Consider the following 24,558-nt stretch of genomic DNA (forward strand, 5'->3'; position numbering starts at 1 on the left):
TCTATTCTCTTTCTTTTTCTATCATTTCGTAGGCTTCAAGCTCGTCGCCTTCTTTGATGTCGTTGAATTTTTCAAGGCCAATTCCACCTTCGTAGCCATTGTTTAATTCTTTGGCATCATCTTTAAATCTTTTCATAGATTCAATTTCTCCATCAAAGATAACAACATTGTCCCTTAATAATCTTATTTTTGCTCTTCTTGGAATTGAACCACTTGTTACAAGAACACCTGCAACCATTCCTGCATTTGGAATTTTGAAAGTTTCTTGAACTTTTGCACGACCTAAAACTTTTTCTTCAAATTCTGGATCAAGCATTCCTTTGAGAGCTTTTTCTACATCTTCTATCGCTTCATAAATTACAGAATAAGTTCTTATTTCTATATTATTTTCTTCTGCCATTTGAAGAGCACCTTGAGTTGGACGAACATTAAATCCAATTATTATAGCATTTGATGCTTGAGCAAGAAGAACATCTGATTCTGAAATTCCTCCAACAGCTCCTGCAATTACATTTACAAAAACTTCTTCGTTTGAAAGTTTTGAGAATGAACTTGAAACTGCATCTACTGTTCCTTTTACATCAGTTTTTACTATAATATTTAATTCTTTTAATTCTCCATCTTCGATGCCTTCATACATATCTTCAAGGTTAGTATTAGATTTTTGAATTAGTCTTTCTTCTCTTTTTTGCTCTTTAGCTCGATCTGCATAAGCTCTTGCAGTTTTTTCATCTTCTACAGCAAAAATTTTATCTCCTGCTTCTGCCACATCGCTTAGTCCTAAAATTTGGGCTGGCATTGATGGACCTGCTTTTGAGATTGGCTCTCCTTTTGAATTAAACATAGCTCTAATTCTTCCTGATGACGAACCAGTAACTACATAATCTTTATCGTGAAGAGTTCCTTTTTGAACAAGAACAGTTGCAACAGAACCTCTTGCCTTATCAAGTTGAGCTTCAATTATAATTCCAACCGCAGCTCTGTCTGGATTTGCTTTTAATTCTCTCATTTCTGCAACAAGTAAAACCATCTCCAACAAATCTTTAATTCCATTGCCAGTTCTTGCAGATACTTCTACCATGATTGTATCTCCGCCCCAGTCTTCTGAAACTAAACCATATTCTGTAAGTTCTTGTTTTACTCTATTTGGATCACTTTCTTCTTTGTCCATTTTATTTATCGCAACAATTATTGGAATTTCTGCAGCTTTTGCGTGATTAATCGCCTCAATTGTTTGTGGCATTACTCCATCATCTCCAGCTACAACCAAAATTGCTATATCAGTTGATTGAGCTCCTCTCATTCTCATTTGAGTGAAAGCTTCGTGGCCTGGTGTATCCAAAAATACAATTTCTTTATCATTTATTTTTACAGTTGAAGCACCAATGTGTTGAGTAATTCCTCCAGCTTCTCCAGATGCAAATTGTGTATCTCTAATTGCATCTAGAATTGAAGTTTTTCCGTGGTCAACGTGTCCCATTACTGAAACTACTGGTGGACGAGTTTGTAAATCTTTTTCGTCATCTTCGAAATCTAAATCTTTTTCTTGAATTTCAATTTCATCAAGCTTAACTTCTTTTGCAATTTCCTTATTAAATTCAAGAGCAACAAGCTCTGCTTGTTCAAATTCTATTTGATCATTTAAACCAGCCATTACTCCAAGTCCCATAAGTTTCATAATAACTTGGTTGGCATTTTCATCGATTTTTTCCGCAAAAGATTTTACTGAAATTGATTCTGGAATATAAATATTTCCATCATCATTATTTTCTGCTTTTACTTCTCTTTTGGTTGATTTTTTTGATCTTTTATTTTGCTTTTTATTTTTGTTTTTCTTTTTTTCTTTTTTCTTTGATGACTTTTTGTCTTTTTTATTTTTTGAATTTTTATCTTCCAAAGATTTTTCTTCTGATTTTTTTTCTGCTTTTATTTCTTTTTTCTCTTCTTTTATTTTTTTATCTTCCCCAAAATATTCTTCAACTATTGCAAGTTCATCTCCACTTAAAACTGACATGTGGGATTTTATTTTTAGTCCAAATTCGTCTTTTAGTAGACTGAGCATTTCTTTCGTACTTTTTTTGTGTTCTTTTGCTAATTCATAAATTCTTAATTTTTTAGCCATCTAATCACCTCTTTTATTTCATAGCAATTATCTCCTCATAAAGATCATCACTAATTTCAGTTTTAAAAACTTTTTCTAATTTTCTTTTCTTCTTGGCTTCGTTTATGCAAATTTCATTTTTACAAATATAAGCTCCCCTACCATTTTTTTTGCCGGTAGGATCTAGGATAATTCCTTCTTCTTTGTTTTTTACTATCCTAATCAATTCGTGTTTGTCTTTGTTTTCTCCACAAACTATACATTTTCTTTGTGGTATTTTTCTTTGTTTCATCTTTTCACCATTATTAATAAGTTATTATTCATCACTTTCTTCAATATCTTCTTTAATAATTTGGTCAAGGTCGTTTGATAAATCTTCTATATTTTCTTTATCTATATCTAAATTTTCGCCTTGTTGTGCATTTTCATCTTCTAAAATATCTTCTTTTGAATTTTCTTCAATATTTTCTAAATCTTTGTCTGTTTGTTCGTTAAGCCCAAGTATTTCATCAATTTCTTCTTGGCTTAATTGGTCGAATTCTTCTTGACTTTTTATATCAATTTTCCAGCCTGTAAGTCTTGCTGCAAGTCTTGCGTTTTGTCCTTCTTTTCCAATGGCAAGAGATAATTGATCTTCTCTTACAACAACCAAGGATTGTTTTTTCTTATCATTTATATAAACTTCATTAATTTCTGCAGGAGATAAGGAATTTTTTATAAATACTTTTATATCTTTATCGTAATTTATAATATCAATTTTTTCTCCTTGCAATTCTTCTACTATTGAATTTACACGACTTCCTTTAAAGCCAATACAAGCTCCAATTGAATCAATTTCTGGATCATTTGAGAACACTGCAATTTTTGTTCTTGAACCTGCTTCTCTATCTATTCCATAAATTTCAATTATTCCATTTGTAATTTCTGGAACTTCTAGCTCAAATAATCTTACAACCAAGGCCTTATCTTTTCTTGATAAAATAATTTGTGGCTCTTTTGTTGTATTTTTTACTTCTTTAATTAAAACTTTTATTCTTTGGTTTGGAGTATAAGTTTCATTTTCTACTTGCTCTTTTAATGGAATAATTCCTTCAATTTTATCAAGATTTATATAGACATTAAACTTATCTTCTCTTTGTACAACGCCTGTTATAATTTCATTTGCCCTATCCAAATATTCAGAATAAACTGAATCTCTTTGGGCATCTCTAATTTTTTGGATTACAATATTCCTTGCAGTTTGAGCTGCAACTCTTCCAAAATTTTTCGGTGCAATCTTGACCCTACAAATATCTCCAAAATCAAGTTTAGGGTCAATTTCTTTTGCTTTTGTCTTAGAAATTTCAGCTATCGGTTCATTTACTTCATCAACTACATTTTTTAGAGAATATACTTCGATTTCTCCAGTTTCATCGTCAATGCTTACATCAACATTTTCATTATTATCGTAGTTTTTTTGGTAAGATTTCACCAAAGCTTTTTCCAATGCTTCAAGGATTATTCTCTTGTCAACATTTTTAGTTTTTTCAAGCTCCTCTAAGGCAATTATAAATTCTTTATTCATTTGTCCCCCTAGAAGACTATCTCAATTTTAATAGTCTTAATTTCACTCTTTTCAATTTCTTTTTCTTCATTTTCAAGTGTAAAAATTAAGGAATTTTCTTTTATTTCTTTAATTTTTCCTATAAACTTCTCGCCATTTTTAAGCTTTATTTCTAAAAGCTCATCTTTGTTTCTTTCAAGATCTCTATCAGTCTTTAATGGTCTTGAAAGATCAGGAGAAGATACTTCCAAATAATAAAAAGATTTTATAAGATCAATTTCATCTAATCTTTCGCTTAAAAAATTAGAAGTCTTTTCACAATCATCAATTGTGATTCCTCCATCTTTGTAAATAAAAAACCTTAATATTTTATTTTTACCCTCATTAACAAATTCAATATCAACAAGCTCATAACCAAGCCCATTAATATCACTTTCCAAATTTTCTTTTAATTTGCGTATTATATCCATAACTTCCCCTTTACATATTAAAAGAGTGGATTTGTCCACTCTTCGCTTAAAATTATTATACTATAAAAGACTTAACTTTCAATTTTAAAATAAATTTACAAAATAAAATTTAATAAAAATACAAAATTAAAATCTCTAGCATTTTATTTTAAATAACTAGAGATTTTTGCATTACTTTTTAAAAAATTTTTTTATTTTTTGTTCAGGAATTTGAGATAAAATTATTGCAATAAACATAATTATTCCACCAAAAATTTCCCTATCTACTGGTCTTTCTTTCAAAAATAAAAATCCAAAAAATGCAGCAAAAACTGATTCCAAAGATAAAATCAAACTAGCAATCGTAGGATCAGTATCTTTTTGGGCGACAATTTGGAGAGTATAACCCAAACCTGATGAAAATATACCCAGATACAAAATAGCAAGCATGCCTTTCATTAATAAATCAAAATTTGGTTTTTCAAATAAAATCATAAGAAGCAAAGATACTAAACTTGCTACAAAAAATTGAATCATAGACATTTTTACACTATCAGCTCTTATAGAAAATTTATCAATAAATAAAATATGAAAAGCAAAAAATAAGGATCCAACAAAAATTAAAATATCTCCCTTATTTATAGAAAATCCATCATCAACTCTTACAGTTAATAAGTATAAACCAACTAGAGCAAGTATTATAGAAATTGCAGTTTTTTTGGAAACTTTTTTTCCCATAAAAATTGCAAAAATCGGAACTATGACAACGTAAAGTGATGTAATAAAACCTGCCTTACCGCTTGTTGTAAAATAAACTCCAGTTTGTTGAAAGCTAACTGCAACTGCCATAACAAGACCTGTGGCAATTCCACCTCTGATTGTTGCAGTTTTTGTAATACTATCTACTTTTTTTCTCGATTTATTTTTTCTAAAAAATGAATAAGCCAATAAAAAAATTCCAGCTGTCAAATTTCTAAAAAAATTAAAGGTAAATGGTTCTATGTAATCACTTCCTAATTTTTGGGCAATAAAAGCAAATCCCCAAATAAAGGAAGTCAATAGTAAAAGTAATTCTCCCCTATGTTTATTTTTCATACTTACTCCTAATAGATTTTTTTCCGCTTGCTTGTATTATATCAAAAATTTTAAATTTTGTAAGATTTTTTAATAAAAATAATAAAAATCCTACACAAGTCGCTTAACTTTGATAATTAGTTAATTTTCATTGTTATATATATGCATAAATTGTTATTTAAAAAAATATAATAAAAAAACTCTAATAAAGATTTAATCTCTATTAGAGTTTTAATTTATAAATCAAATAAAGACATTTGATTTTCTTCTTGCAATCCATCAATTATGTCCAAATTTTTTAAAGAATTCAAAGCATTTTTGTTTAGTGAAGTTCTTTTTTTCAAATCTTCAACCGAAATAAATTTCGCTTTTTCTCTTTCAATAACTATATCTTTTGCCATAGCTTCTGAAACATCATCAACTGCTGAAAGCGGAGGCAAAATTTCTCCGTCTTCATCCAAAATAAATTTAACAGCTTCTGACTTATATAAGTCTGCTTTTTTAATTTTTATATCTCTTGCAGCCATCTCCTCAGCAACTTCCAACAAAGATCTTAGATTTTTTTCTCTTTGCGTTGGTTTTTCTAATTGATTAATTTCATTTAAAGCATATTGGATTGATTTTAATCCTTTTACAATTACTGAATATTGAAAATCATTTAATTTTGTAGAAAAATATGTTGCATAAAAAGCTTTTGGATAATAAACTTTGTAATAAGCAATCCTATAACTCATCAAACAATAAGCAACTGCGTGAGCTTTTGGGAAAAGATATTTTATTTTCAAACAAGAATCAATGTACCAATCAGGAACCTTATTTTCTTTCATATAAGCCAAAGTTTCTTCTGATAAAGTTTTTCCCTTTCTTACTTTTTCCATTATTTGGAAAGATTTTTTCTTATCAAGTCCAAGATTAATCAAAGAATTCATTATGTCATCACGAGTTGAAATTATTTGATCAAAACCTGCTGTTTTTGATTTAACTAAATCTTGGGCATTATTTAGCCACACATCAGTTCCATGAGAAAGTCCAGAAATTCTTGTCATTTCAGAAAATTTGGTTGGGAAAGTATCTTTTAACATTCCCCTTACAAAAGAAGTTCCGAATTCAGGAATTCCTAAAGTCCCAATTTCGTTATTTGAAAAATCATATTTTATATTTAATGGTTTTGTTGAAGAGAAAATATTCATTACATTTTCATCATCCATTTGAAGCTTCAAAGGATCTGTATTTGTTAAATCTTGAAGACTTCTAATAATTGTAGGAACATCGTGGCCCAATAAATCGAGTTTTAAAATTACTCCATGCATCATATTGTAAGTAAAGTGCGTTGTTTTAATATCGTCTTTTCCATCGTCTGCCGGATATTGGACTGGAGAAAAATCGTAAATATTTTTATCATTTGGCACAATCATAAGACCACCTGGGTGTTGACCTGTTGTTCTTTTTACATCGTAAAGTCCTCTTTGATATTTTCTAATTTGTGCATTAGAAAGATTTAGGTCATTATCTTCCATATATTTTTTGATATAACCAAAAGCAGTATTATCTTTTATAGTTCCAATTGTTCCTGCCCTAAAAACTTTTCCTTCTCCAAATAATTCTTCAGTATATTTGTGAATAGTTGGTTGATATTCTCCAGCAAAATTCAAATCAATATCTGGTTCCTTATCTCCTTCAAAGCCCAAGAAAACTTCAAAAGGAATATCGTGGCCGTCTTTGTTCATCTCTGCCCCACATTTTGGACAAGTTTTATCTGGCAAATCTATTCCAGCTCCAACGCTACCATCTGTTATAAATTCTGAATGCTTGCATGATGGACAAACATAATGAGGAGCAAGCGGATTTACTTCTGTAATATTTGCCATGGTTGCTGCAAAAGATGAACCAACAGAACCTCTTGATCCAACCAAATATCCATCCTCATTTGATTTTTCCACGAGCTCTTTTGCAATTATATATAAAACTGCATAACCGTTTGAAATTATAGAATCAAGCTCCTTATCTAGTCTTGTTTTTACAAGATCAGGAAGAGGATCTCCATAAATTGAGATTGCTTTTTCATAAGTTGTATCTTTTAATTTTTTATCAGAGCCTTCAATTTTTGGTGGAAAAGTTTCGTGAGGAATTGGCATAATACTTTCCAAACTATCAGCAATTTTAATTGTATTATCAATTACTACTTCAATTTTCGTTTGATCATCTAAATAATAAAATTCATCAAGCATTTCATTGGTTGTTTTTAAATAATAAAGAGGATTATTTTCCTTGTAATGGAAAAATTGTCCCTTGTGAAGAATATTTCTAAGAATATAATCTTTCTTTTCCATATATCTTACAGAGCCAGTTGCTACAACCAATTTATTATATTTTTTTCCAAGCTCAATTATTTTTTTATTTATTTCTATAATTTGATTTTTATCTCTTATAGATCCATTTTCCAAATCATCAGCAAAAACTCCTATCGCCTCTATTTGGAAAAAATCAAAAAATTCGCAAATTTTTTCTATTTTTTCTTCAGAAAAATCATCTCTTATAGCCTTAAACAAAAGACCATCTTTTCCACCAGATCCTATTATCAAACCTTCTTTGTTTTCTTTTACCAAATCAAAAGGCGTTTTTGCTTCCAAATTAAAATATTTCATCCTAGATTCTGAAATTATTTTATAAAGATTTTTAAGTCCATGATAATTTTTGGCAAAAATAATTGATGAGAAATTTTCGTGACGAGCTATAGGCCATTTTGTTTTTATTGAATTAATTTTTTCAAGGCTAAGGTCTTTATTTTTGTCCTTAATTTTTTCAAATAATTTAATAAAAATTTTGGCAGTTGTCATTGCATCATCGCTTGCTCTGTGATGGTTAAAAGGTCCAACTCCTAATTTTTTTGCAAGTTTATCAAGAGAAAATCTTCCCATATATGGAAAAACTGCTCTTGCCATTGGCAAAGTATCCAAATAAACTGGCTCAAATTTATAAGATAATTTTTGACAAGCTTCTGTTATAAAACCAATATCAAAATCTGTATTTTGTCCTACAAAATATGAATCTTTTGAAAATTCTAAAAATCTTGGCAAAACTTTATCAATTTTTGGCTTATCCATTACCATTTCGTTTGTAATTCCTGTAAGCTCTACAACCTTTTGAGGAATCATTTTTTCTGGATTTACAAGCTCATTAAAAACTTCAACAATTTCTCCATTTTCAATTTTTACCGCACCAATTTCTGTGATTTTATCTATATATTTTGAAAGTCCAGTCGTCTCCAAGTCAAATACAATAAATCTTTGATTTTTTAAATCGCTTATATCATTTATTTTTTTATTGTAGTTGTTAGTTAAAATTCTTAAATTTTTATCAACCAACAAAAGCTCTGCACCTGCTAGCATTTTTATATCATTTTTTCCAAGCTTATCATACATATCTGGAAGAGCTTGTAGGGTTTCTGTATCTGTAATTCCACAAGCACTATGGCCCCAAGCTTTTAATTTTTTTGCTAGCTCATCCATATCAACAAATCCATCAAGGTTTGTCATTTTCGTATGAATTTCAAGCTCAACTCTTTTTTTAGGATAAGTGTCAAGTCTTTCTTTTTTTTCACATTCCACCATAGAGTTTACAGTAAAAACATCTTCATGTGAAAAGCTATCATAGTTTAGAACACCTTGAACTTGAACTATCATATTTTCTTTAAAATTTTCAAGTTTTGATTTATTTCTTGGTTGAACAAACATCTTGCAAGCTATGGCATCAGATTCATCTTCAAGGTCAAAAGAATAAATAAAGTTTCCTCTTTTTGATTCAAAAACATCAATGCCAAATATTTCTCCCTTTATAGAAAGATTCATGCCTTTTTTGTCATAAATTTCTTCAATTTTAAATAAATCTCCATTTATATTTCTGCCATATTTTAAAATTTCTGCTTGATTTATTTCTTTTTTTTCAGAATTTTTCTTATTATTTCTAGCATTTTCAATCATATTTTCAAGCTCGATTTTTTTTAAATCTCTAAGGCTTGATGCTTTTTCTTCTTCTTGATTTTTTGAAGGTTCTTTCTTTTCTTCTTTAATTTTTGGCAAATCAAATATATCTTGATTGTTTAATGAAGACTCTTTACTTTCTTGATTTTTTTCTTCATTATTTTCGCCCAAATTTTCTGGATTTTCATAACCTGTTTCATAATAATCTGGAAGAGGTTGGCTTTCATAAAAATCATCTATGGAATTTGTTTCTTTTTTATTTTCCTTTTCAAATTGCAATGACAAATTAACATAAGAAAAATATGATTCAAGTTTTTTTTCAATATTTTCATCATATTCTCCTAGAATATTTAATTTCAATTTATTTAATTTTTTTGAATAAATCGCCTTGTTTATATAATAATCTTTGTCAATTTCAATAATAGATTTTAGATTAATTTTCATTTTTTTCATCTTTCAAAATTTCTTCAATCAAACTGTCAACTATTTCTTCTTGTTTTACTTTTTTTATTGTAATTCCTTTTTTAAATAAAAATCCATAGCCTTTTGCACAAGCTATTCCATAATCTGCTTCTTTTGCCTCTCCTGGTCCATTAACAGGACAACCCATTATGGCAACTTTTAAATTTAAATTCAATTTATCAAGTCTTTCGCTTGCCTCGTTTACAATTTCATCTAAATTTACACTTGTTCTTGAACAAGTTGGGCAAGAAACCAAATCTACTCCATCTCGTCTAAGTCCTAGAGATTTTAAAATTGTTTTTCCAGCCTTTACTTCTTGGAGTGGATCTCCAGTTATTGAAACCCTAATTGTATCTCCAATTCCATCTTTTAAAAGTGATCCCATGCCAATTGATGATTTAACCAAAGCTTGATAAAGAGGACCTGCTTCTGTAACTCCCAAATGAAGTGGATAATCGCAAAGGTAAGAAATTTTTCTATTTACATCAATCATTGTATTTACATCTGATGATTTTATAGAAATAACTATGTCGTGAAAGTCTAAATCTTCTAACACTTTTACTTCATCAAGGGCAGAATAAACAAGGCTATCAACATTTACTCCCTTATATTTTTCAATCATATCCTTATGCACAGAACCAGAATTTACACCAATTCTTATTGGAATATTTTTTTCCTTACATTTTTCAACCAAAATTTTTACCTTGTCACTTCCTCCAATATTTCCTGGATTTATTCTTAAACAATCACAGCCATTTTCTACAGCCGCAAGAGCAAGTTTATAATCAAATTGTATATCTGCGACAAAAGGAAGATTGGTTTTCTTTTTAATTTCAGAAATTGCCCTTGCATCTTCAAGAGAATTTATAGCAGATCTTGAAATATCACAACCTGCCTTTTCAAAATCATTAATTTGTTTTACGACTTCTTTAATATTTTTCGTTTCTTTTGTTGTCATTGATTGGATAGAAATAGGAGATCCTCCTCCTATGGCAACATCTCCTACATAAACTTTTCTAGTTTTTTTCAATTTTTACTCCTTTAAAATAAGCTAATTAAATCCTTAATCGTAACCAAAAGAATTAGTCCTAACAAGAGAACAAATCCTCCAATTGTAAATTTTTCTTCAATTTTTTTATTTACTGTCTTTTTTGTAATCATTTCGAATAAGGAAGTAAATATTTTTGACCCATCAAGAGCTGGTATTGGAAGCAAATTAAAAAATCCCAAATTTACACTTATATATCCCAAAAAGAATAATAAATTCATAATTCCAAGATTTGCTTGTCTTCCCATTTCTTTTACAACACCAACAGGCCCTGACAAAGCAGAAAATCCTAATTTTCCTGTAAATAAACTTTTAAGAACATTTATCATCAAAACAATCATTGAGCCAACTTCTTTAAAACCAATTTTAATTGATTCAAAAAATCCTACGTCTTTATTTTTTGGAATAAAACCAAGAAGAGGTCTTTTGTTTTCAAATTTTACTTTGACATTTTTTTCTATATATTTATTATCTCTTTTTACTTTTAATGATATTTTGTCATTTTTCCCATGTTTTTGATAATAATTTTCTAAATTTTTTGAAATATCATTAAAATTATTTATTTTATTTCCGTCAATTTCTACAATTTCGTCATTGACTTTAAAGCCTTGAGCTTTTATTGGCGAATTTTTTGTAAAATTTCCAATACTTGTTGATGCAGTTCCTGTATTAAAAGATACAAAAGCAAATATTAATCCTGCAAAAATCAAATTTGTCAATGGTCCTGCAAGAATTGTAAAAAATCTTTTGTAGGCTGGTGCCTTGTCAAATGATCTTTCGTCATCACTTTCGCTATCTTCTCCTTCCATAGCACAATATCCACCAATTGGAAAAAGATTTACAGAATAAAGAGTTTCTCCTTTTTGTTTTGAAAAAATTTTAGGGCCCATGCCAATGGCAAATTCATTAACCCTAATTCCACTTTTTTTTGCTATAATAAAATGTCCAAATTCATGAATTAAAATCAAAAATAAGAACATTATAATCGATATAATAACTGATTTCATTTTTCTCCTAACTTATATTAATGTAAATAAATAAAGGCAAGGGCTGATAAATAAGATTGAATCAAATCTATCCAAAATCCCTCCATGACCTGGAATTAAATTTCCATAATCTTTTATATTACATTTTCTTTTTATAAATGATGCTACCAAATCTCCAGTTTCTGACAAAAATGCAGCAATTATTGTAAAAATAATTACTAATAATATATTTTTGTCAAGCTTTACATAATTTACATAAATCAAATTTAAAATCACAGCTCCACAAACTCCACCAATAAATCCCTCTATGGTTTTGTGAGGAGAAATAGATTCTAATGATTTGATTTTGTGTTTGCCAATAGTTGAGCCTGTAAGATAAGCAAAAGTATCTGAGCCCCAAGCAATTATATAAAGCATATAAAGATATATTTTATTATTAATTCTTATCGCACTTGACATAAAAATAGAAACATAGGTTACTACAAATAAAAGTGCAAAAAAGTCTTCCATCCTATATTTTTTATTAAAAATCATATATACAAAAATTGCTATGAGTATAGATGTAAAACCAAACATAAATAAATTTTGATGATTGCTAAAGGCATTTATAACAAAAAATAAATTTATTACCATAGCAAATTTTAAAGGAACATTGTATGACAAATTTTTTAATGCATTTACCAATTCTTTTACAGCAATACACGAAAAAATCCCAAAACCAATTGCAAAATAAATTCCACCAAGATAAGTAATTGCAATTAATATAAAAAGAATTATTCCTCCACCAAATAATCTTTTAGCTAAGTTCATTTAATCCACCGTACCTTCTATCTCGTCCAAAATATGAATCAACTGCCACATCCAAATCTTTTTTTGAAAAATCTGGCCACAAAATATCTGTAAAATAATATTCTGTGTAGGCCATTTGATAAATTAAAAAATTTGAAATCCTAAGATCTCCTCCTGTCCTAATCAAAAGATCAGGATCTGGCATATTTGCCGTATACAAATAATTTGAAATATCATCCTCATTTATATTTTCAAAATCTATTCCATCTTTTGCCATATCTTTGAAGGCTTTTACAATTTCCATTCTGCCCCCATAATTTATAGCCATATTTAAAACGAGCTTGTCATTATTTTTTGTAAGCTCACAAACATCAAGGCAAGCTTTTATAGTTTTTTCTGGAAGTTTTGATATATCTCCAATAATATTTAATTTTACTTCATTTTCCATGAGTAATTTTGTCTTATCTTTTATAAATTTTGCCAATAATTTCATTAAATAATTGACTTCTACTTGTGGTCTTTTCCAATTTTCTGTAGAAAAAGCATAAAGAGTTAGATATTTTATGCCTTTTTCTTTAGCATATAGCGCAATATCCACAACATTTTCAGAACCTTCCTTGTGGCCCATAGATCTTGGCAAATTTCTTTTTTTAGCCCACCTACCATTTCCATCAAGAATAATGGCAAGATGATTAAGTTCTTTCTCTTTCATACACCCTTCTTTCTAATTTTATCTCTATATGATTATACCATAAGAATTATTCTTAAATATAAAAAGCTAAAATGATTTTTTCTTTGTAAATAAATTAGGATTTTGTATATATTTTTTCATAATGCTATAATTTAATTATGAAAATTAAAGCAAATAAAGAAATTAGAATTGATAAATATCTTTCAGATATTTTTGAAGAAATTCCAAGAGAAAAGGTAAAAGATTTTATCAAGGATGAAAAAATAAAAGTAAATAATAAAAAAATAAAACCTTCCTACAAATTAATTTTAGAAGATGAAATAGAAATTTCTGACAAATTATTTGAAAAAGAAAAAATCGAAGCTGAAAAAATGAATTTAAAAATCATTTATGAAAATGAAGACTATGCAATTATTGATAAGGATGAAAATGTAATTGTTCATCCAGCAGGTTCAATTGTAAGTGGAACTTTGGTAAATGGGCTTTTGGATTATTTTGGCTACGATAATTTATCACATATCGGAGGCGATGACAGACCAGGAATTGTTCACAGACTTGATAAGGATACAACGGGTCTTATGGTAATTGCAAAAAATAATTCATCTTACAAATATTTGAAAAATCTTTTTGAAACAAGAAAAATTGACAAGGAATATTTGGCAATTTGCAATGGAATTTTTCAAAAAAAATCTGGAACAATTCAAACTTTTATGGATCGTGATCCAAATAATCGCAGAAAAATGGCAGTAAGAAATTCTGGTCGTGATGCTATTAGTAAATATGAGGTTATTTCAGAAAATAATGGATATTCCTTGGTGAAAATAAAAATTTTAACTGGAAGAACTCACCAAATTAGGGTTCACATGACCCACATTAATCATCCACTTTTGGGAGATCCTGTTTATGGAAATGTAAAACACAAATTTAATTTAGACCATCAACTACTTCATTGTCACAAATTAGGATTTACTGATAAAAATGGAATTTATAGAGAATTTTGTGCAGATTGTCACGAAGATTTTAAAAAATATCAAAAAATTTTGGGTTTAGGAGAATAAAATGTATTCAAAAACAAATACAGTAAGTCTATTGGGACTTGATGGAAAGGCAATTGAAGTTGAATCTGATATAACTTCTGGCATGCCAGCTTTTAATATTGTCGGTCTTCCCGATTCATCTATAAAAGAATCCAAAGATAGAATTAGGGTCGCTCTTATAAATTCTGGTTTTAAATTTCCCCAAGGAAGAATTACCATAAATTTATCTCCAGCAGATATAAAAAAAGAAGGAACTCAACTAGATTTGCCAATTGCAATTTCTCTTTTAAAAAGTATGGGAGTGATCGAAAATTCAAAAGATGATTTTATTTTTATAGGAGAGCTTTCTCTTGATGGGAGAATTGTTCCTATAAAAGGCGCTCTTGCCATGGTAATTTCTATGAGAGAAAAAGGCTTTAAAAATTTTATAATTTCAAATGAAAATAAGGACGAATGTGCAATAATAAAAGATTGCAATATTTTTCCATTTTTAAATTTAGAAGAATTAGTTTCATACCTTAACGAAAATACAAAAAAATCTCCCTATAAAATAAAATTATCAAATACAAATGAAAAAATTACATATCCTTTTGATTTTTCTGATATAAAGGGACAAGATTCATTAAAAAGGGCCCTACAAATTGCAGCAGCTGGCGGCCATAATTTATTGATGATTGGACCACCTGGAAGTGGAAAAACTTTTTCTGCCAAACATTTACCATCAATTTTACCAGATATGGATTTTGAAGAAAAAATTGAAGTTACAAAAATTTATTCAGTGATGGGACTTCTTGAAAGCGGAAAATTGATAAATAATAGACCATTTAGATCTCCCCACCATTCAGCAAGTGAAGTTTCTTTGATTGGAGGAGGAGCAAATATTCCAAAAGCAGGAGAAATAACTCTCGCCCACAAGGGAGTTTTATTTTTAGATGAATTTCCAGAATTTTCCAAAAAAACCATAGAAGCTTTGAGAGAGCCTTTGGAAAATAAGGAAATAAATATTTCAAGGTCAATGGCAAGTATAAAATATCCGTCTGATTTTATTTTAATTGCTGCCATGAACCCTTGCCCTTGCGGCAATTTTGGAAACCCTTTAAAAGAATGCACTTGCACTCAAAATGAAATAAGAAGATATTTATCAAAATTATCTTCCCCAATTCTTGATAGGATTGATATTCATATAGAAATAAAACCTGTAAAATACAAAGATTTGGACGATAATATAAAAACAAAATCTTCAAAAGAAATGAGAGAAGAAGTACAAAGAGCAAGAGAGATTCAAATAAAAAGATATGAAAATGAAAAAATTTCAACAAACGGCTCTTTGTCTACAAGACTTATGAAAAAATATATAAAACTTGATAAAAATGTAAAGGAAATCGGACAAAAAGCCTTTGAAAAATATAATTTTTCTGTAAGATCTTACAATAAAATTATTAAAATGAGTAGGACAATAGCAGATCTTGATGGTAGCGAAAAAATCGAGGCAAGACATCTCCTTGAAGCTGTAAGATATAGGTCTTTGGATGATAAATATTGGAGTGTGTGATGGATAATAATTTGATAAATTCAAATATAGATTTGTATATAAATGAGCTTGTAGAAAAAGCTTTAAAATTAAATGCAAGTGATATACACATTGAGCCAATGGATGAAAAATTTTCAAGAATAAGATTTAGAATAGATGGAAAACTTAGGATAATAAGTGAGATGGACTATCCTTCTTATATTAAACTTTTAACTAGAATTAAATTATCTTCCAAATTAGATATTTCAGAAAAAAGAAGACCTCAAGACGGTTATTTAAAATTAGAAAAATTTCCAGAAATTGATTTTAGAATCTCCACTTTAAATACTATAGTCGGAGAAAAATTGGTTCTAAGAATTTTATCGATTGAAAATTTTAAAAAATCTCAAAATTTATTGGGATTTTCTGATGATTCAAAAAAAATTTTGGAAAATTCAATCAAAAATAAATCAGGAATGATAATTTTTTCTGGTCCAACTGGTTCTGGAAAATCTACTTCCCTTTATTCTTTATTAAATAAATTAAATGATGAAAAAAGAAATATTATTAGCATTGAAAATCCAGTTGAAATAAATATTTTGGGAATTAATCAAATTTCAATTAATGAAAAAATCGGTCTAACTTTTCAAAATGCTCTCAGGTCAATTTTAAGGCAAGATCCAGATATTATTATGCTTGGAGAAATTAGGGATAAAGAAACTGCAAAAATGGCAGTAAGGGCTGCCATAACCGGTCATTTAGTTTTAACAACTCTTCACACAAACAATAGTTTTGCATCAATAAATAGACTTCGTGATTTGGGAGTTGAAGATTATCTAATAAAACAATCTGTAAATACCCTAGCAAGCCAAAGGCTTGTTAGAAAACTTTGTTCATGCAAGAAAAAAGAAAAATTTCCAAAAAAGAATATAATTTTGTAAAAAATTATTTTGATATAGATGAAAACACTTATATTTATGAAGCGTCATCTTGTGATAAATGTCACGATGGCTACCTAGGAAGAGAAGCCGTTGAAGAAATTGTAGATTTTGATGATGACTACAAAAATCTTTTCTTTGAAAATAAAAATTTCAGCAAAAATGATTTGGATATTTTAAATAAAGAAAAAAATTTCAAGTCCATGACCTACAATGGAATAAAAAAAGTTCTAGAAGGAGTCACAAGCTTTGAAGAAATTTTAGATTCAATTTATTATTTTAATTAAAATTTTATATTTAATTTTCGATTATCCGCATAAACACTATACTTTCAAGTATTTTGAAGTATAGAAAAAACTCATTTTACCACGAATTTACCACGATTGAATGAGCCTTGATATGACCTATAAAATAACACCCAAAAGACATCATTACACCTAAATGGTGTCTTTTTAAAAAGCAGTCAATCCTAAAACTAACTGCTTTGTGTATATGGATATGAAATTGTAAACTAGAAGCTGTTTATTTTTTCTTTTTAGGCTTTGGCGTTGGTAGTTCATCATACATCACATCAAATAACCCCGTCAGAAAATCTTTATTATCAACTTCTTCCACCAATAACATTTCTTTGGCGTTTTCGTATGGAATTTCATAAGTAACTGTTGGCATATAAGAAATTGCAGACTTTGTTGGTTTTACCAGTAACCTATCATCATATATACCGCCAACGATTTTTCCACGATAATAGATAATAAATTCTCCCATCATTGCACGATACGTTATTTCTTGTAATTCTGATAATTGTTCTAAAACAAATTGTAAATAATCTTTACTTGAAGCCATTTCTAAATCTCCAATCTTGAATTTTATTATTCCAATGCTTTCTTTAAGTCCAGAACAAATTGCTTTTGTTGTTTTTTCAAATAGGTTTTTACAAAAGGTTTCATAAACCCCTTTTTAAATTACCGTTTATCGTTTTTTCATATCCACATTATAACATTCTCATATCAGCACTACAATAAAATTTTATGCTCCGATAATCTTATTGAACAGCTCTAACAGACACCATGTCATCACTCCAATCTGAAATTTTGGCAAGAAAAAAGCAGTCAATCATAAGACTAACTGCTTTGTGTAGATATGAACTTATAAAATATTTAGTTTATGATATTGCAACATCATTTAATGTCCTCTGTGTTTTGCTTTTTTCTTTTGTTGCTTCAACTTAAACTTTTGTTCTGCGTCCATTTGCTTTTTATGTTTGGAATTAGATTTATATTCTTCTTTTTTTAATTCATGTTGTAATTTTAAAGCTTGTTGCGATTTTGTCCCAATTCCATTGTTCTGTAATTGTTTCTTTACATCTCTAAGAACTCTTTTAGGATTTTTCTTATCCTTTTTTACAATCGTTTCAACTGCTGGACTAAATTGTAAATCATAATAATGTTTCAACACAAATTCTTGAATATCGTAATCTTTTGGCTCTGCACCAAATGTTACCTTTGCTACGGAAAGTTTTCCATCACAAATTCTTTCAAAAACTCCAACCCAAAAAGGTTCTGCAAAATACACAGTCAATTTACATTTTATTGTCTTCATATCAATCCCTCCTTGTTTATTTCCAAACAAAGAACGGACAACCCGGAGGGGCAGGTTACTTACCCTATAAACATAGGACGGCTGGGCTACCTACCAGCTCTCACATAATAAAATGCTTTGCGTTTTTATCTTTGTCATTTTAGATAATCATTATTTGATTACCTTTCTTGAAAATTATACCATTCCTATATCAGCACTACAATAAAATTTTATGCACCGATAATCTTATTGAACAGCTCTAACAAACACCATTTCATCACTCCAATCTGAAATTTAGGTATGAAAAAAGCAGTCAATCCTAAGACTAACTGCTTTGTGTATAGAGATATGAAATTGTGAAATAGAATTTGCCTATTTCAAATCAAAAAGAGAATTTTCATAGTCCTTTACATAGTATCGTATATTTTTACGCCCCTTTTGAATAATGGTATGTCCCTCTGCTTCTAATTTTTCTTTCTGTGCTTCAATACCATTTGGATATTTAGCATTTAATTCTCCGTTTGCTTTTAATGTTCTCCAATAGGGTGTTTCATCTTCGGAACGCTGATAACTCGCCCACGCTACAATAGAAACAAATATACCCGCTGTAATCGGCTCTGTAAAATCTGCACCACTCAATTTTGCAAAGTGTTCTCGTATTTTTCCAACCGTAATCACTTTACCATACGGAACTTTTTTCATTACTTTGTCATAGTCAATCGGGGGAGCAAAATACATTTTGTTTCCACCATATTTCTCAATACTTTTCTGGTCTATGATAATTTGAAATTTTGGCATATCCTTACTATCATGCAACATAGCATTAAAATCTTTTTTATCTTCATTTGCCATTTGTGCCACCTCCTACTTTAAGGATAGTCTGTTTCTTATTTCCATGCAATGAGGCTGTTTGAAAATTATTAACACTTTCAAATTTGTCGCTTTCTTCATATCCATATTATAACAGTTCCATATATCCGCCACAATAAAAATCAGCATACCCTTAGCATTTATGGAACAAAAATGTACACTTTTTCTTTCTTCCTCTTGATTACCCCACAACAGAAAAGAAAAAGCCCTGTCAATAGCCTTGCCACCATTGGTGGTGCTTTGCACTCTTTACTGGGCTTTTTGTTTGCTGTATCTTCCATGCAAGAGGAAATTAAAGACCTCTGTTCCATTTTGCCTTTAGATAATCTTCATAGTCTGCTTCATTGAAGTCTACTTGTGGAGAAGTGTCGGGAATGTTGTTTCTGTTGTCTATATCCGCAAGCTGACGAAATATCCAATCATCATAAGGGGCATGGTATTTATACTCTTTGGGCTGTTCTCTGTATCGGTCTAACCCTCGCATTTACTTATGTACTTTTATCATGCCTTCCAGTTTTTGACGCTGTATCAACTGCTTGATAGTGAAAATATAAGAAGATAGACCTAGATATGTGAGGTTTACCACAAAAGCAAAATGCCCGTAGAGCCGATAAAATAAGGCTTTGCGGACATTTAAGAAGATATAAAAAGATAGTCAAAAAGACATATATAATTTAAATTTAAATTTTTAAAAATATTTTTAAATACAAACTAAAAAATCGGAGATTTTTTACTCCGATTTTTTTAAACTTTTAATCTTTTTTCTCCATTATAAACTTCATCTATAATGCAAGATCCCAAGCAAACTTCTCCATCATAAAAAACTGCAGCTTGACCTGGGGTTACAGCTTTTGTTTTATCGTAGGTTATTTCCACTCTTCCATCATCTAAAATTTTTACATGAGAATTTATATCTTTTTGCCTGTATCTGAATTTACATGTGCAATCAAATTCTTTTTTTAGTCCCTTAGCTGAAATTGATGATAAATTTGATCCTATTAATCTATTTGAAAATAATTTTTCGTTATTTTTTCCTTGGCAAACTATTAGTTCGTTTTTTTCTAAATCTTTTCCACAAACAAACCAAGCTTCACCTTCTCCACCAATTCCAAGTCCTCTTCTTTGTCCAATTGTATGATACATAAGTCCATAGTGTTTTCCCATAATATTTCCATCAGTATCAACAATATTTCCTTCTTTTGCTGGAAGATAGTGAGATAAAAATTCGTTGAAATTTCTTTCTCCTATAAAACAAATTCCTGTTGAGTCTTTTTTATCGGCTGTTACCAAATTATTTTCTTTAGCAATTTTTCTAACTTCTTTTTTATCCAAATCTCCTACTGGAAATAAAACATCCTTTATTTGATCTTGGGATAGTTGGGACAGAAAATATGTTTGATCCTTGTTTGAATCGACTCCTCTTAGCATTTTTGTTTCATCAGATGACCTATCAACTCTTGCATAATGACCTGTTGCAAGATAATCTGCTCCCAAATCTTTTGCATAATCCAAAAAGGCCTTAAATTTTATTTCCTTATTACACATTATATCAGGATTTGGAGTTCTTCCTTTTTTATATTCATCAAGAAAATATGAAAATACCCTGTCATAATATTCTTTTTCAAAATTTATTGAATAATATGGAATTCCTATTTGATTGCAAACTTTAACTGCATCTTCGTAATCAACTTCTGCAGTACAAACTCCATTCTCATCTTCCTCGTCCCAATTTTTCATAAAAATTCCGCTTACATCATAGCCTTCTTTTTTTAATAAGAGGGCAGCAACAGATGAGTCAACTCCACCACTTACACCAACGATAACTTTTATATCTTTTTTATCTTTCTTTTCCATCTATCCCCCTTAATTTTTTCAAAACTTCAAATGTATAGTCAATTTCTTCTTTTGTATTTGTAAAACCAAAAGAAAATCTTACGGAATGTCTTGCTCTATTCTCATCGTACATATTTTTTATAACATTACTTGCTTCAACACTTCCAGCCCTACAAGCAGAACCAACGGAAATGCAAATTCCATTCATGTCCAAATATGTAAGAAGAAGTTCATTTTTAACATTTGGAAAATATAAATTTAATATATGGTCAGTTGAATTTTCCAAACTTCCATTTATTTCATATAAGAAATTTGATTCTTCTAATTTTTTTACAAAATAAGATTTTAATTCTTTGATTTTTTCTCTTTCGCTACAAGCTTTTGGAAAAGATTTTGCCATAGAATAAGCTCCCATTGTAAAAGAAGTTCCTGCGCGCCTATCTTTTTCTTGCTCACCGCCTTTAATAAAAGGCTTGATTTTTTTATTGCAATAAAGAACACCAAAAGAATTAATCCCACCAATTTTGTGCCCTGAAAGAGAAAGAGAATTGCAATGAAGTTTTTCTACATCAATATCAACATGAGAATAAGCTTGAACACAATCTACGTGAAAAAATACATTTTTGTCTTTTAAAAATTCTCCAATTTCATAAACTGGCTCAATTGCCCCTATTTCATTATTTACAAACATCAAAGAAACCAATTTTACATCATCTGTAAGTTTTTCTTTCAATTCATCAAGGGAAAAATATCCATCCTCATCAACATCAAGAAAAATTGTTTTTTCTTTATTTACAGTATTTAAAATAGAATCATGTTCAATTTTTGAAGTAATAACAAAATCATCCTTAAAATTTGACAAAATTGTATTATTAGCCTCACTTGCAGATGCAGTAAAAATTATATGGTTTGGATTTGCATTAATAGATTTTGCAATTTCTTGTCTTGATTCTTCCAAAACTTTTTTTCCAGCCCTTCCCAAAGCGTGCAAAGAATCAGGATTTCCATCAAAATCATCCATATTTTCAAAAATATCTTTCAAGATTTCTTTTCTTTTTATTGATGTAGCTGCATAATCAAAATATATCATTAAAATTTCCTTTTAATTTATAAAAGACCTAAAAATTTAGGTCTTAGTCGTCAAATTCTTCTTTTAAAATTTCTTTTAAAACTTCAGCTTCTTCCTTTGTAAAAGTAATTCCCTTACTCATTCTTGTATGATCTTCATTCCAATCTCTCAAATCATATTTAGGATCCCTATCATTCCAAGAAACAAGATTTAATTCCTTTGTCCATCCTTTTGCATTTGTTGAAAGAACTCCCAAATTTTCTACTATATCATATTTTATTGCCATATAAACTCCTAACTATAATAATTTCTTGGCAAAGACCCAAGCAAAACATATTCAATCTCACTTGTCGCCATTTCCATTTTACGAATTCTGTTTTTTATTCTACCCTTTTGTTTTATAATCTCATCATCATCTAAATTTTTAATATCTTCTAAACTTTTAAGAAAATTTTGAATTTTCCTATCGTCAGTTTTATAGGAAAAATCACTTTCTTTAATTCTATCGATTTTTTCAACAAAATCATAGAGATTATGGTCTCTCAATGAAACATAAGAATCAACAAAAATCCTATCAAGTTTTTCCTTGTCATCATAAAATTGACTAAGATTTTCATATCCAGTCAAATAAAAATTTAATTCATACTCAGCCTTGATAAGACGAATTTTTAAATCCAACAAATTTTTTTGATTTTTAGTTAAATTATTTTCATCAATAAGATCCATATTATCCTCTCCTTTGAGTATAATATCATAGAATATTTTCTTCTACAAGGATTGTATTATAAAGTTTTTAAAAATCAATTTATAATTTTCATATTATATTTTTATAAATTTTTCCAAAAGAAAAAACCTAGTTTAATCTAGGTTTGGTTTATCTAATAAATCAATGTGGCAATAACCGTTTGGATTTTTTTCTAAATAATCTTGATGGTAATCTTCTGCTTTTACAAAATTTTCTAATTTTTCGACTTGTATTTGGATTTTTCTTTCTTCGTTTTTTTGTTTTTCTTCCAAAAATTTTTTTGAAAATTCTAAATCTTTTTCATCTTTTGAAAAGATTCCACTTCTGTATTGACGACCTACATCATTTCCTTGCTTATTTATTGAAAATGGGTCGATTATATAATAAAAATATTCCAAAATTCTTTCTAATGATTCTTCTTTCCCATCGTAGCTTATTTCTACAGTTTCAGCGTGGTCTGTTAGGTATAAATTTTCGTAAGTTGTTTTTTCACTATTTCCGTTTGCATATCCTACAAGAGTTTTTTCTACTCCTTTTATGTCTTTAAAATATGCCTCAACTCCCCAAAAACATCCGCCTGCTAAATATATTTTTTTCATTTTTTCTTTCTCCAATCATATCTTCTACTTGGTTTTCTAAATTTAAATCCTCTAAGTGATTTTGATAAAACTGATGCCAACAAAATTCCAAATGAAATTGCTGATGCAACTGCAAGGGTATCAAATAAATTTACAATGGCAAGTGATTTTTTTCCATCTACAAAATAAAAAAGTGTATTGTAAATCCCTTTTCCTGGTACTAAATTTATAATTCCTGGTACTATAAATAAAATCGCCGGCATGTGACATTTTCTTGCAAAAACTTCTCCAGAAATTCCTGTAAAATATGCTCCTGCAAGTGCTGGCAAAAATACTCCTTCAAAAAAATCTCCAACTATCATATAAATCAAAAATCCTATTGCTCCTGCAAGCGAGGACAATCCAATTGATCTTTTTGGGCAAGAAAAAAACATAGCAAAGCCTACGGCTGATAAATATGAAGATATAAAACCTATTATTAAGTGCATACTTCCTCCTTAAAATAAAGTCATTGGAAAGGCAACGCCAATTGCTAGGGCAAGGGATACAAAAAATGACATAGCAAGTCCTGTTAGTCCACTTGTTGCATCGCCACTCATAAGATCTCTTATAGAATTTGTTAGCAAAAATCCTGGAACATAGGGCATCATTGATGAAACAATTACATTTGCCATATTAAATCCAAAAACAAATTTTCCTATAATATGGGCAAAAAGTGAAACCATAATTCCTGCTAAAAAATTTTCTATAAAATATCCGTACATTTTCTTTTCTATTTTTATAAAAATAAGATATGTTAGTAAGGAGACAACAAAGGTTACTGGCAAATCCAAAAAATTTGGAGCTTTCGAATTTACTAACAAAGGAAAGGCTGTTGATGCAAGGGTTGCTCCTATTATTTTTAATTTTATGTCTGCTTTTGTGGTTTTTTTTATATTATCAAGTTCCATCAAAGCCTGATCAAGATTTAATTCGTGATTACAAAATTTTCTAGAAAATGAATTAACCCTATCTACAACTATTAAATTATTTCCCCTATTTTTTACTCTTTTAACATTTGCATAAGTTTTACCATCAACATTAAAGGAATACATTAAAGCATTAAAGGTCGCAAAAACATCTATGTCGCTTGCATCATAAATCGATCTTATTATTCTTTCGACTGTATCTTCAACCCTATAAATTTCTGCTCCATTTTTTAACATCATAGCTCCCGCCCTTGATGTTATTTCAAGTAATTTATTTATATCATCTTCTTTATACATTTTATTATCCTT

24 protein-coding genes are annotated in these 24,558 nt (G+C 29.2%); 4 read left to right on the forward strand and 20 right to left on the reverse strand.

Annotated elements, in window-relative coordinates; genetic code table 11:
• Position 1: 1 nt before the first annotated feature.
• The 10 genes from infB to HGAG_RS04130 all read right to left on the reverse strand — a co-directional run bounded on the left by infB (position 2) and on the right by HGAG_RS04130 (position 13,144).
• Entirely contained in the window at positions 2-2,122 is a 2,121-nt protein-coding gene (infB, locus tag HGAG_RS04085; protein WP_019118036.1) for a translation initiation factor IF-2, read from the reverse strand.
• Between the two features lie 13 nt (positions 2,123-2,135).
• A complete protein-coding gene (rnpM, locus tag HGAG_RS04090; RefSeq protein ID WP_019118037.1) occupies positions 2,136-2,393 on the reverse strand; it encodes an RNase P modulator RnpM in 258 nt (85 codons plus the stop codon).
• 24 nt (positions 2,394-2,417) lie between these two features.
• Complete coding sequence (gene nusA / locus HGAG_RS04095) at positions 2,418-3,665, reverse strand: transcription termination factor NusA (RefSeq protein WP_019118038.1); 1,248 nt, start codon at positions 3,663-3,665, stop codon at positions 2,418-2,420.
• Between the two features lie 8 nt (positions 3,666-3,673).
• Positions 3,674-4,114 carry a ribosome maturation factor RimP gene (locus tag HGAG_RS04100; protein WP_019118039.1) on the reverse strand — a complete coding sequence of 147 codons (441 nt, stop codon included), beginning with the start codon at positions 4,112-4,114 and terminating at the stop codon, positions 3,674-3,676.
• A 171-nt stretch (positions 4,115-4,285) separates the two neighbouring features.
• Positions 4,286-5,188, reverse strand: coding sequence for a DMT family transporter (locus tag HGAG_RS04105; protein ID WP_019118040.1), 903 nt, complete (start codon positions 5,186-5,188; stop codon positions 4,286-4,288).
• Positions 5,189-5,403: 215 nt separating this feature from the next.
• A complete protein-coding gene (locus tag HGAG_RS04110; protein ID WP_019118041.1) occupies positions 5,404-9,600 on the reverse strand; it encodes a PolC-type DNA polymerase III in 4,197 nt (1,398 codons plus the stop codon).
• Positions 9,581-10,639, reverse strand: coding sequence for a flavodoxin-dependent (E)-4-hydroxy-3-methylbut-2-enyl-diphosphate synthase (ispG, locus tag HGAG_RS04115; protein ID WP_019118042.1), 1,059 nt, complete (start codon positions 10,637-10,639; stop codon positions 9,581-9,583). Before ispG ends, HGAG_RS04110 begins: the two co-directional genes overlap by 20 nt.
• Positions 10,640-10,650: 11 nt before the next feature.
• A complete protein-coding gene (locus HGAG_RS04120) occupies positions 10,651-11,664 on the reverse strand; it encodes a M50 family metallopeptidase (protein ID WP_019118043.1) in 1,014 nt (337 codons plus the stop codon).
• 12 nt (positions 11,665-11,676) lie between these two features.
• Positions 11,677-12,453, reverse strand: coding sequence for a phosphatidate cytidylyltransferase (locus HGAG_RS04125; protein WP_019118044.1), 777 nt, complete (start codon positions 12,451-12,453; stop codon positions 11,677-11,679).
• A complete protein-coding gene (locus HGAG_RS04130) occupies positions 12,440-13,144 on the reverse strand; it encodes an isoprenyl transferase (protein ID WP_019118045.1) in 705 nt (234 codons plus the stop codon). The genes HGAG_RS04125 and HGAG_RS04130 overlap by 14 nt, the downstream gene beginning before the upstream one ends.
• A gap of 137 nt (positions 13,145-13,281) precedes the next feature.
• On the opposite strand from HGAG_RS04130, the gene HGAG_RS04135 reads away from it, so the two are divergent.
• The 4 genes from HGAG_RS04135 to HGAG_RS11975 are packed head-to-tail and all read left to right on the forward strand — an operon-like array spanning position 13,282 to position 16,895.
• The gene (locus HGAG_RS04135) at positions 13,282-14,181 is read left to right on the forward strand and encodes an RluA family pseudouridine synthase (protein ID WP_019118046.1); all 900 of its coding nucleotides are present in this window, start codon (positions 13,282-13,284) and stop codon (positions 14,179-14,181) included.
• 1 nt (position 14,182) lies between these two features.
• Positions 14,183-15,712: a YifB family Mg chelatase-like AAA ATPase gene (locus HGAG_RS04140; RefSeq protein ID WP_019118047.1), complete on the forward strand. Its 1,530-nt coding sequence runs from the start codon at positions 14,183-14,185 to the stop codon at positions 15,710-15,712.
• Positions 15,712-16,611: a GspE/PulE family protein gene (locus HGAG_RS10560; RefSeq protein WP_244263811.1), complete on the forward strand. Its 900-nt coding sequence runs from the start codon at positions 15,712-15,714 to the stop codon at positions 16,609-16,611. The genes HGAG_RS04140 and HGAG_RS10560 overlap by 1 nt, the downstream gene beginning before the upstream one ends.
• On the forward strand, positions 16,566-16,895 hold the full coding sequence (locus HGAG_RS11975; protein WP_244263812.1) for an ATPase, T2SS/T4P/T4SS family: 330 nt from the start codon (positions 16,566-16,568) through the stop codon (positions 16,893-16,895). Before HGAG_RS10560 ends, HGAG_RS11975 begins: the two co-directional genes overlap by 46 nt.
• A 235-nt stretch (positions 16,896-17,130) precedes the next feature.
• Here HGAG_RS11975 and HGAG_RS04150 read toward each other — a convergent pair whose 3' ends face one another.
• The 10 genes from HGAG_RS04150 to HGAG_RS04205 all read right to left on the reverse strand — a co-directional run bounded on the left by HGAG_RS04150 (position 17,131) and on the right by HGAG_RS04205 (position 24,546).
• Positions 17,131-17,451: a TfoX/Sxy family protein gene (locus HGAG_RS04150; RefSeq protein ID WP_004612621.1), complete on the reverse strand. Its 321-nt coding sequence runs from the start codon at positions 17,449-17,451 to the stop codon at positions 17,131-17,133.
• A gap of 339 nt (positions 17,452-17,790) precedes the next feature.
• On the reverse strand, positions 17,791-18,207 hold the full coding sequence (locus HGAG_RS04155) for a YjdF family protein (protein ID WP_005428613.1): 417 nt from the start codon (positions 18,205-18,207) through the stop codon (positions 17,791-17,793).
• Positions 18,208-18,558: 351 nt separating this feature from the next.
• Positions 18,559-19,038 (reverse strand): MGMT family protein, encoded by a 480-nt coding sequence (locus HGAG_RS04160; RefSeq protein ID WP_002322212.1) that lies wholly within the window; start codon positions 19,036-19,038, stop codon positions 18,559-18,561.
• 762 nt (positions 19,039-19,800) lie between these two features.
• Positions 19,801-20,910, reverse strand: coding sequence for a tRNA 2-thiouridine(34) synthase MnmA (gene mnmA, locus HGAG_RS04175; protein WP_019118050.1), 1,110 nt, complete (start codon positions 20,908-20,910; stop codon positions 19,801-19,803).
• Complete coding sequence (locus tag HGAG_RS04180; protein ID WP_019118051.1) at positions 20,894-21,979, reverse strand: cysteine desulfurase family protein; 1,086 nt, start codon at positions 21,977-21,979, stop codon at positions 20,894-20,896. The genes mnmA and HGAG_RS04180 overlap by 17 nt, the downstream gene beginning before the upstream one ends.
• A 43-nt stretch (positions 21,980-22,022) precedes the next feature.
• Positions 22,023-22,244 (reverse strand): YdbC family protein, encoded by a 222-nt coding sequence (locus tag HGAG_RS04185; RefSeq protein ID WP_004838352.1) that lies wholly within the window; start codon positions 22,242-22,244, stop codon positions 22,023-22,025.
• A gap of 8 nt (positions 22,245-22,252) precedes the next feature.
• Positions 22,253-22,684 carry a hypothetical protein gene (locus tag HGAG_RS04190; RefSeq protein ID WP_019118052.1) on the reverse strand — a complete coding sequence of 144 codons (432 nt, stop codon included), beginning with the start codon at positions 22,682-22,684 and terminating at the stop codon, positions 22,253-22,255.
• A gap of 132 nt (positions 22,685-22,816) precedes the next feature.
• A complete protein-coding gene (msrA, locus tag HGAG_RS04195) occupies positions 22,817-23,302 on the reverse strand; it encodes a peptide-methionine (S)-S-oxide reductase MsrA (protein ID WP_019118053.1) in 486 nt (161 codons plus the stop codon).
• Positions 23,299-23,769, reverse strand: a complete 471-nt coding sequence (locus HGAG_RS04200; RefSeq protein ID WP_019118054.1) for a threonine/serine exporter family protein — start codon at positions 23,767-23,769, stop codon at positions 23,299-23,301. Before HGAG_RS04200 ends, msrA begins: the two co-directional genes overlap by 4 nt.
• Positions 23,770-23,778: 9 nt before the next feature.
• Complete coding sequence (locus HGAG_RS04205) at positions 23,779-24,546, reverse strand: threonine/serine exporter family protein (protein ID WP_019118055.1); 768 nt, start codon at positions 24,544-24,546, stop codon at positions 23,779-23,781.
• Positions 24,547-24,558 lie beyond the last annotated feature (12 nt).

Source organism: Anaerococcus obesiensis ph10 (assembly GCF_000311745.1).
GTDB lineage: Bacteria > Bacillota > Clostridia > Tissierellales > Peptoniphilaceae > Anaerococcus > Anaerococcus vaginalis.

Coding starts and splice junctions, on each gene's coding strand:
- HGAG_RS11975 (WP_244263812.1), top strand. CDS start 16,566: ATGCAAGAAAAAAGAAAAATTTCCAAAAAAGAATATAATTTTGTAAAA.
- HGAG_RS04135 (WP_019118046.1), top strand. CDS start 13,282: ATGAAAATTAAAGCAAATAAAGAAATTAGAATTGATAAATATCTTTCA.
- HGAG_RS04125 (WP_019118044.1), bottom strand. CDS start 12,453: ATGAACTTAGCTAAAAGATTATTTGGTGGAGGAATAATTCTTTTTATA.
- HGAG_RS04160 (WP_002322212.1), bottom strand. CDS start 19,038: ATGGCAAATGAAGATAAAAAAGATTTTAATGCTATGTTGCATGATAGT.
- HGAG_RS04190 (WP_019118052.1), bottom strand. CDS start 22,684: ATGGATCTTATTGATGAAAATAATTTAACTAAAAATCAAAAAAATTTG.
- infB (WP_019118036.1), bottom strand. CDS start 2,122: ATGGCTAAAAAATTAAGAATTTATGAATTAGCAAAAGAACACAAAAAA.
- mnmA (WP_019118050.1), bottom strand. CDS start 20,910: ATGGAAAAGAAAGATAAAAAAGATATAAAAGTTATCGTTGGTGTAAGT.
- HGAG_RS04155 (WP_005428613.1), bottom strand. CDS start 18,207: ATGAAGACAATAAAATGTAAATTGACTGTGTATTTTGCAGAACCTTTT.
- HGAG_RS04180 (WP_019118051.1), bottom strand. CDS start 21,979: ATGATATATTTTGATTATGCAGCTACATCAATAAAAAGAAAAGAAATC.
- HGAG_RS04110 (WP_019118041.1), bottom strand. CDS start 9,600: ATGAAAAAAATGAAAATTAATCTAAAATCTATTATTGAAATTGACAAA.
- msrA (WP_019118053.1), bottom strand. CDS start 23,302: ATGAAAAAAATATATTTAGCAGGCGGATGTTTTTGGGGAGTTGAGGCA.
- nusA (WP_019118038.1), bottom strand. CDS start 3,665: ATGAATAAAGAATTTATAATTGCCTTAGAGGAGCTTGAAAAAACTAAA.
- HGAG_RS10560 (WP_244263811.1), top strand. CDS start 15,712: ATGGATAATAATTTGATAAATTCAAATATAGATTTGTATATAAATGAG.
- HGAG_RS04130 (WP_019118045.1), bottom strand. CDS start 13,144: ATGAAAGAGAAAGAACTTAATCATCTTGCCATTATTCTTGATGGAAAT.
- HGAG_RS04200 (WP_019118054.1), bottom strand. CDS start 23,769: ATGCACTTAATAATAGGTTTTATATCTTCATATTTATCAGCCGTAGGC.
- HGAG_RS04150 (WP_004612621.1), bottom strand. CDS start 17,451: ATGGCTTCAAGTAAAGATTATTTACAATTTGTTTTAGAACAATTATCA.
- HGAG_RS04120 (WP_019118043.1), bottom strand. CDS start 11,664: ATGAAATCAGTTATTATATCGATTATAATGTTCTTATTTTTGATTTTA.
- rnpM (WP_019118037.1), bottom strand. CDS start 2,393: ATGAAACAAAGAAAAATACCACAAAGAAAATGTATAGTTTGTGGAGAA.
- HGAG_RS04100 (WP_019118039.1), bottom strand. CDS start 4,114: ATGGATATAATACGCAAATTAAAAGAAAATTTGGAAAGTGATATTAAT.
- HGAG_RS04140 (WP_019118047.1), top strand. CDS start 14,183: ATGTATTCAAAAACAAATACAGTAAGTCTATTGGGACTTGATGGAAAG.
- HGAG_RS04205 (WP_019118055.1), bottom strand. CDS start 24,546: ATGTATAAAGAAGATGATATAAATAAATTACTTGAAATAACATCAAGG.
- HGAG_RS04185 (WP_004838352.1), bottom strand. CDS start 22,244: ATGGCAATAAAATATGATATAGTAGAAAATTTGGGAGTTCTTTCAACA.
- HGAG_RS04105 (WP_019118040.1), bottom strand. CDS start 5,188: ATGAAAAATAAACATAGGGGAGAATTACTTTTACTATTGACTTCCTTT.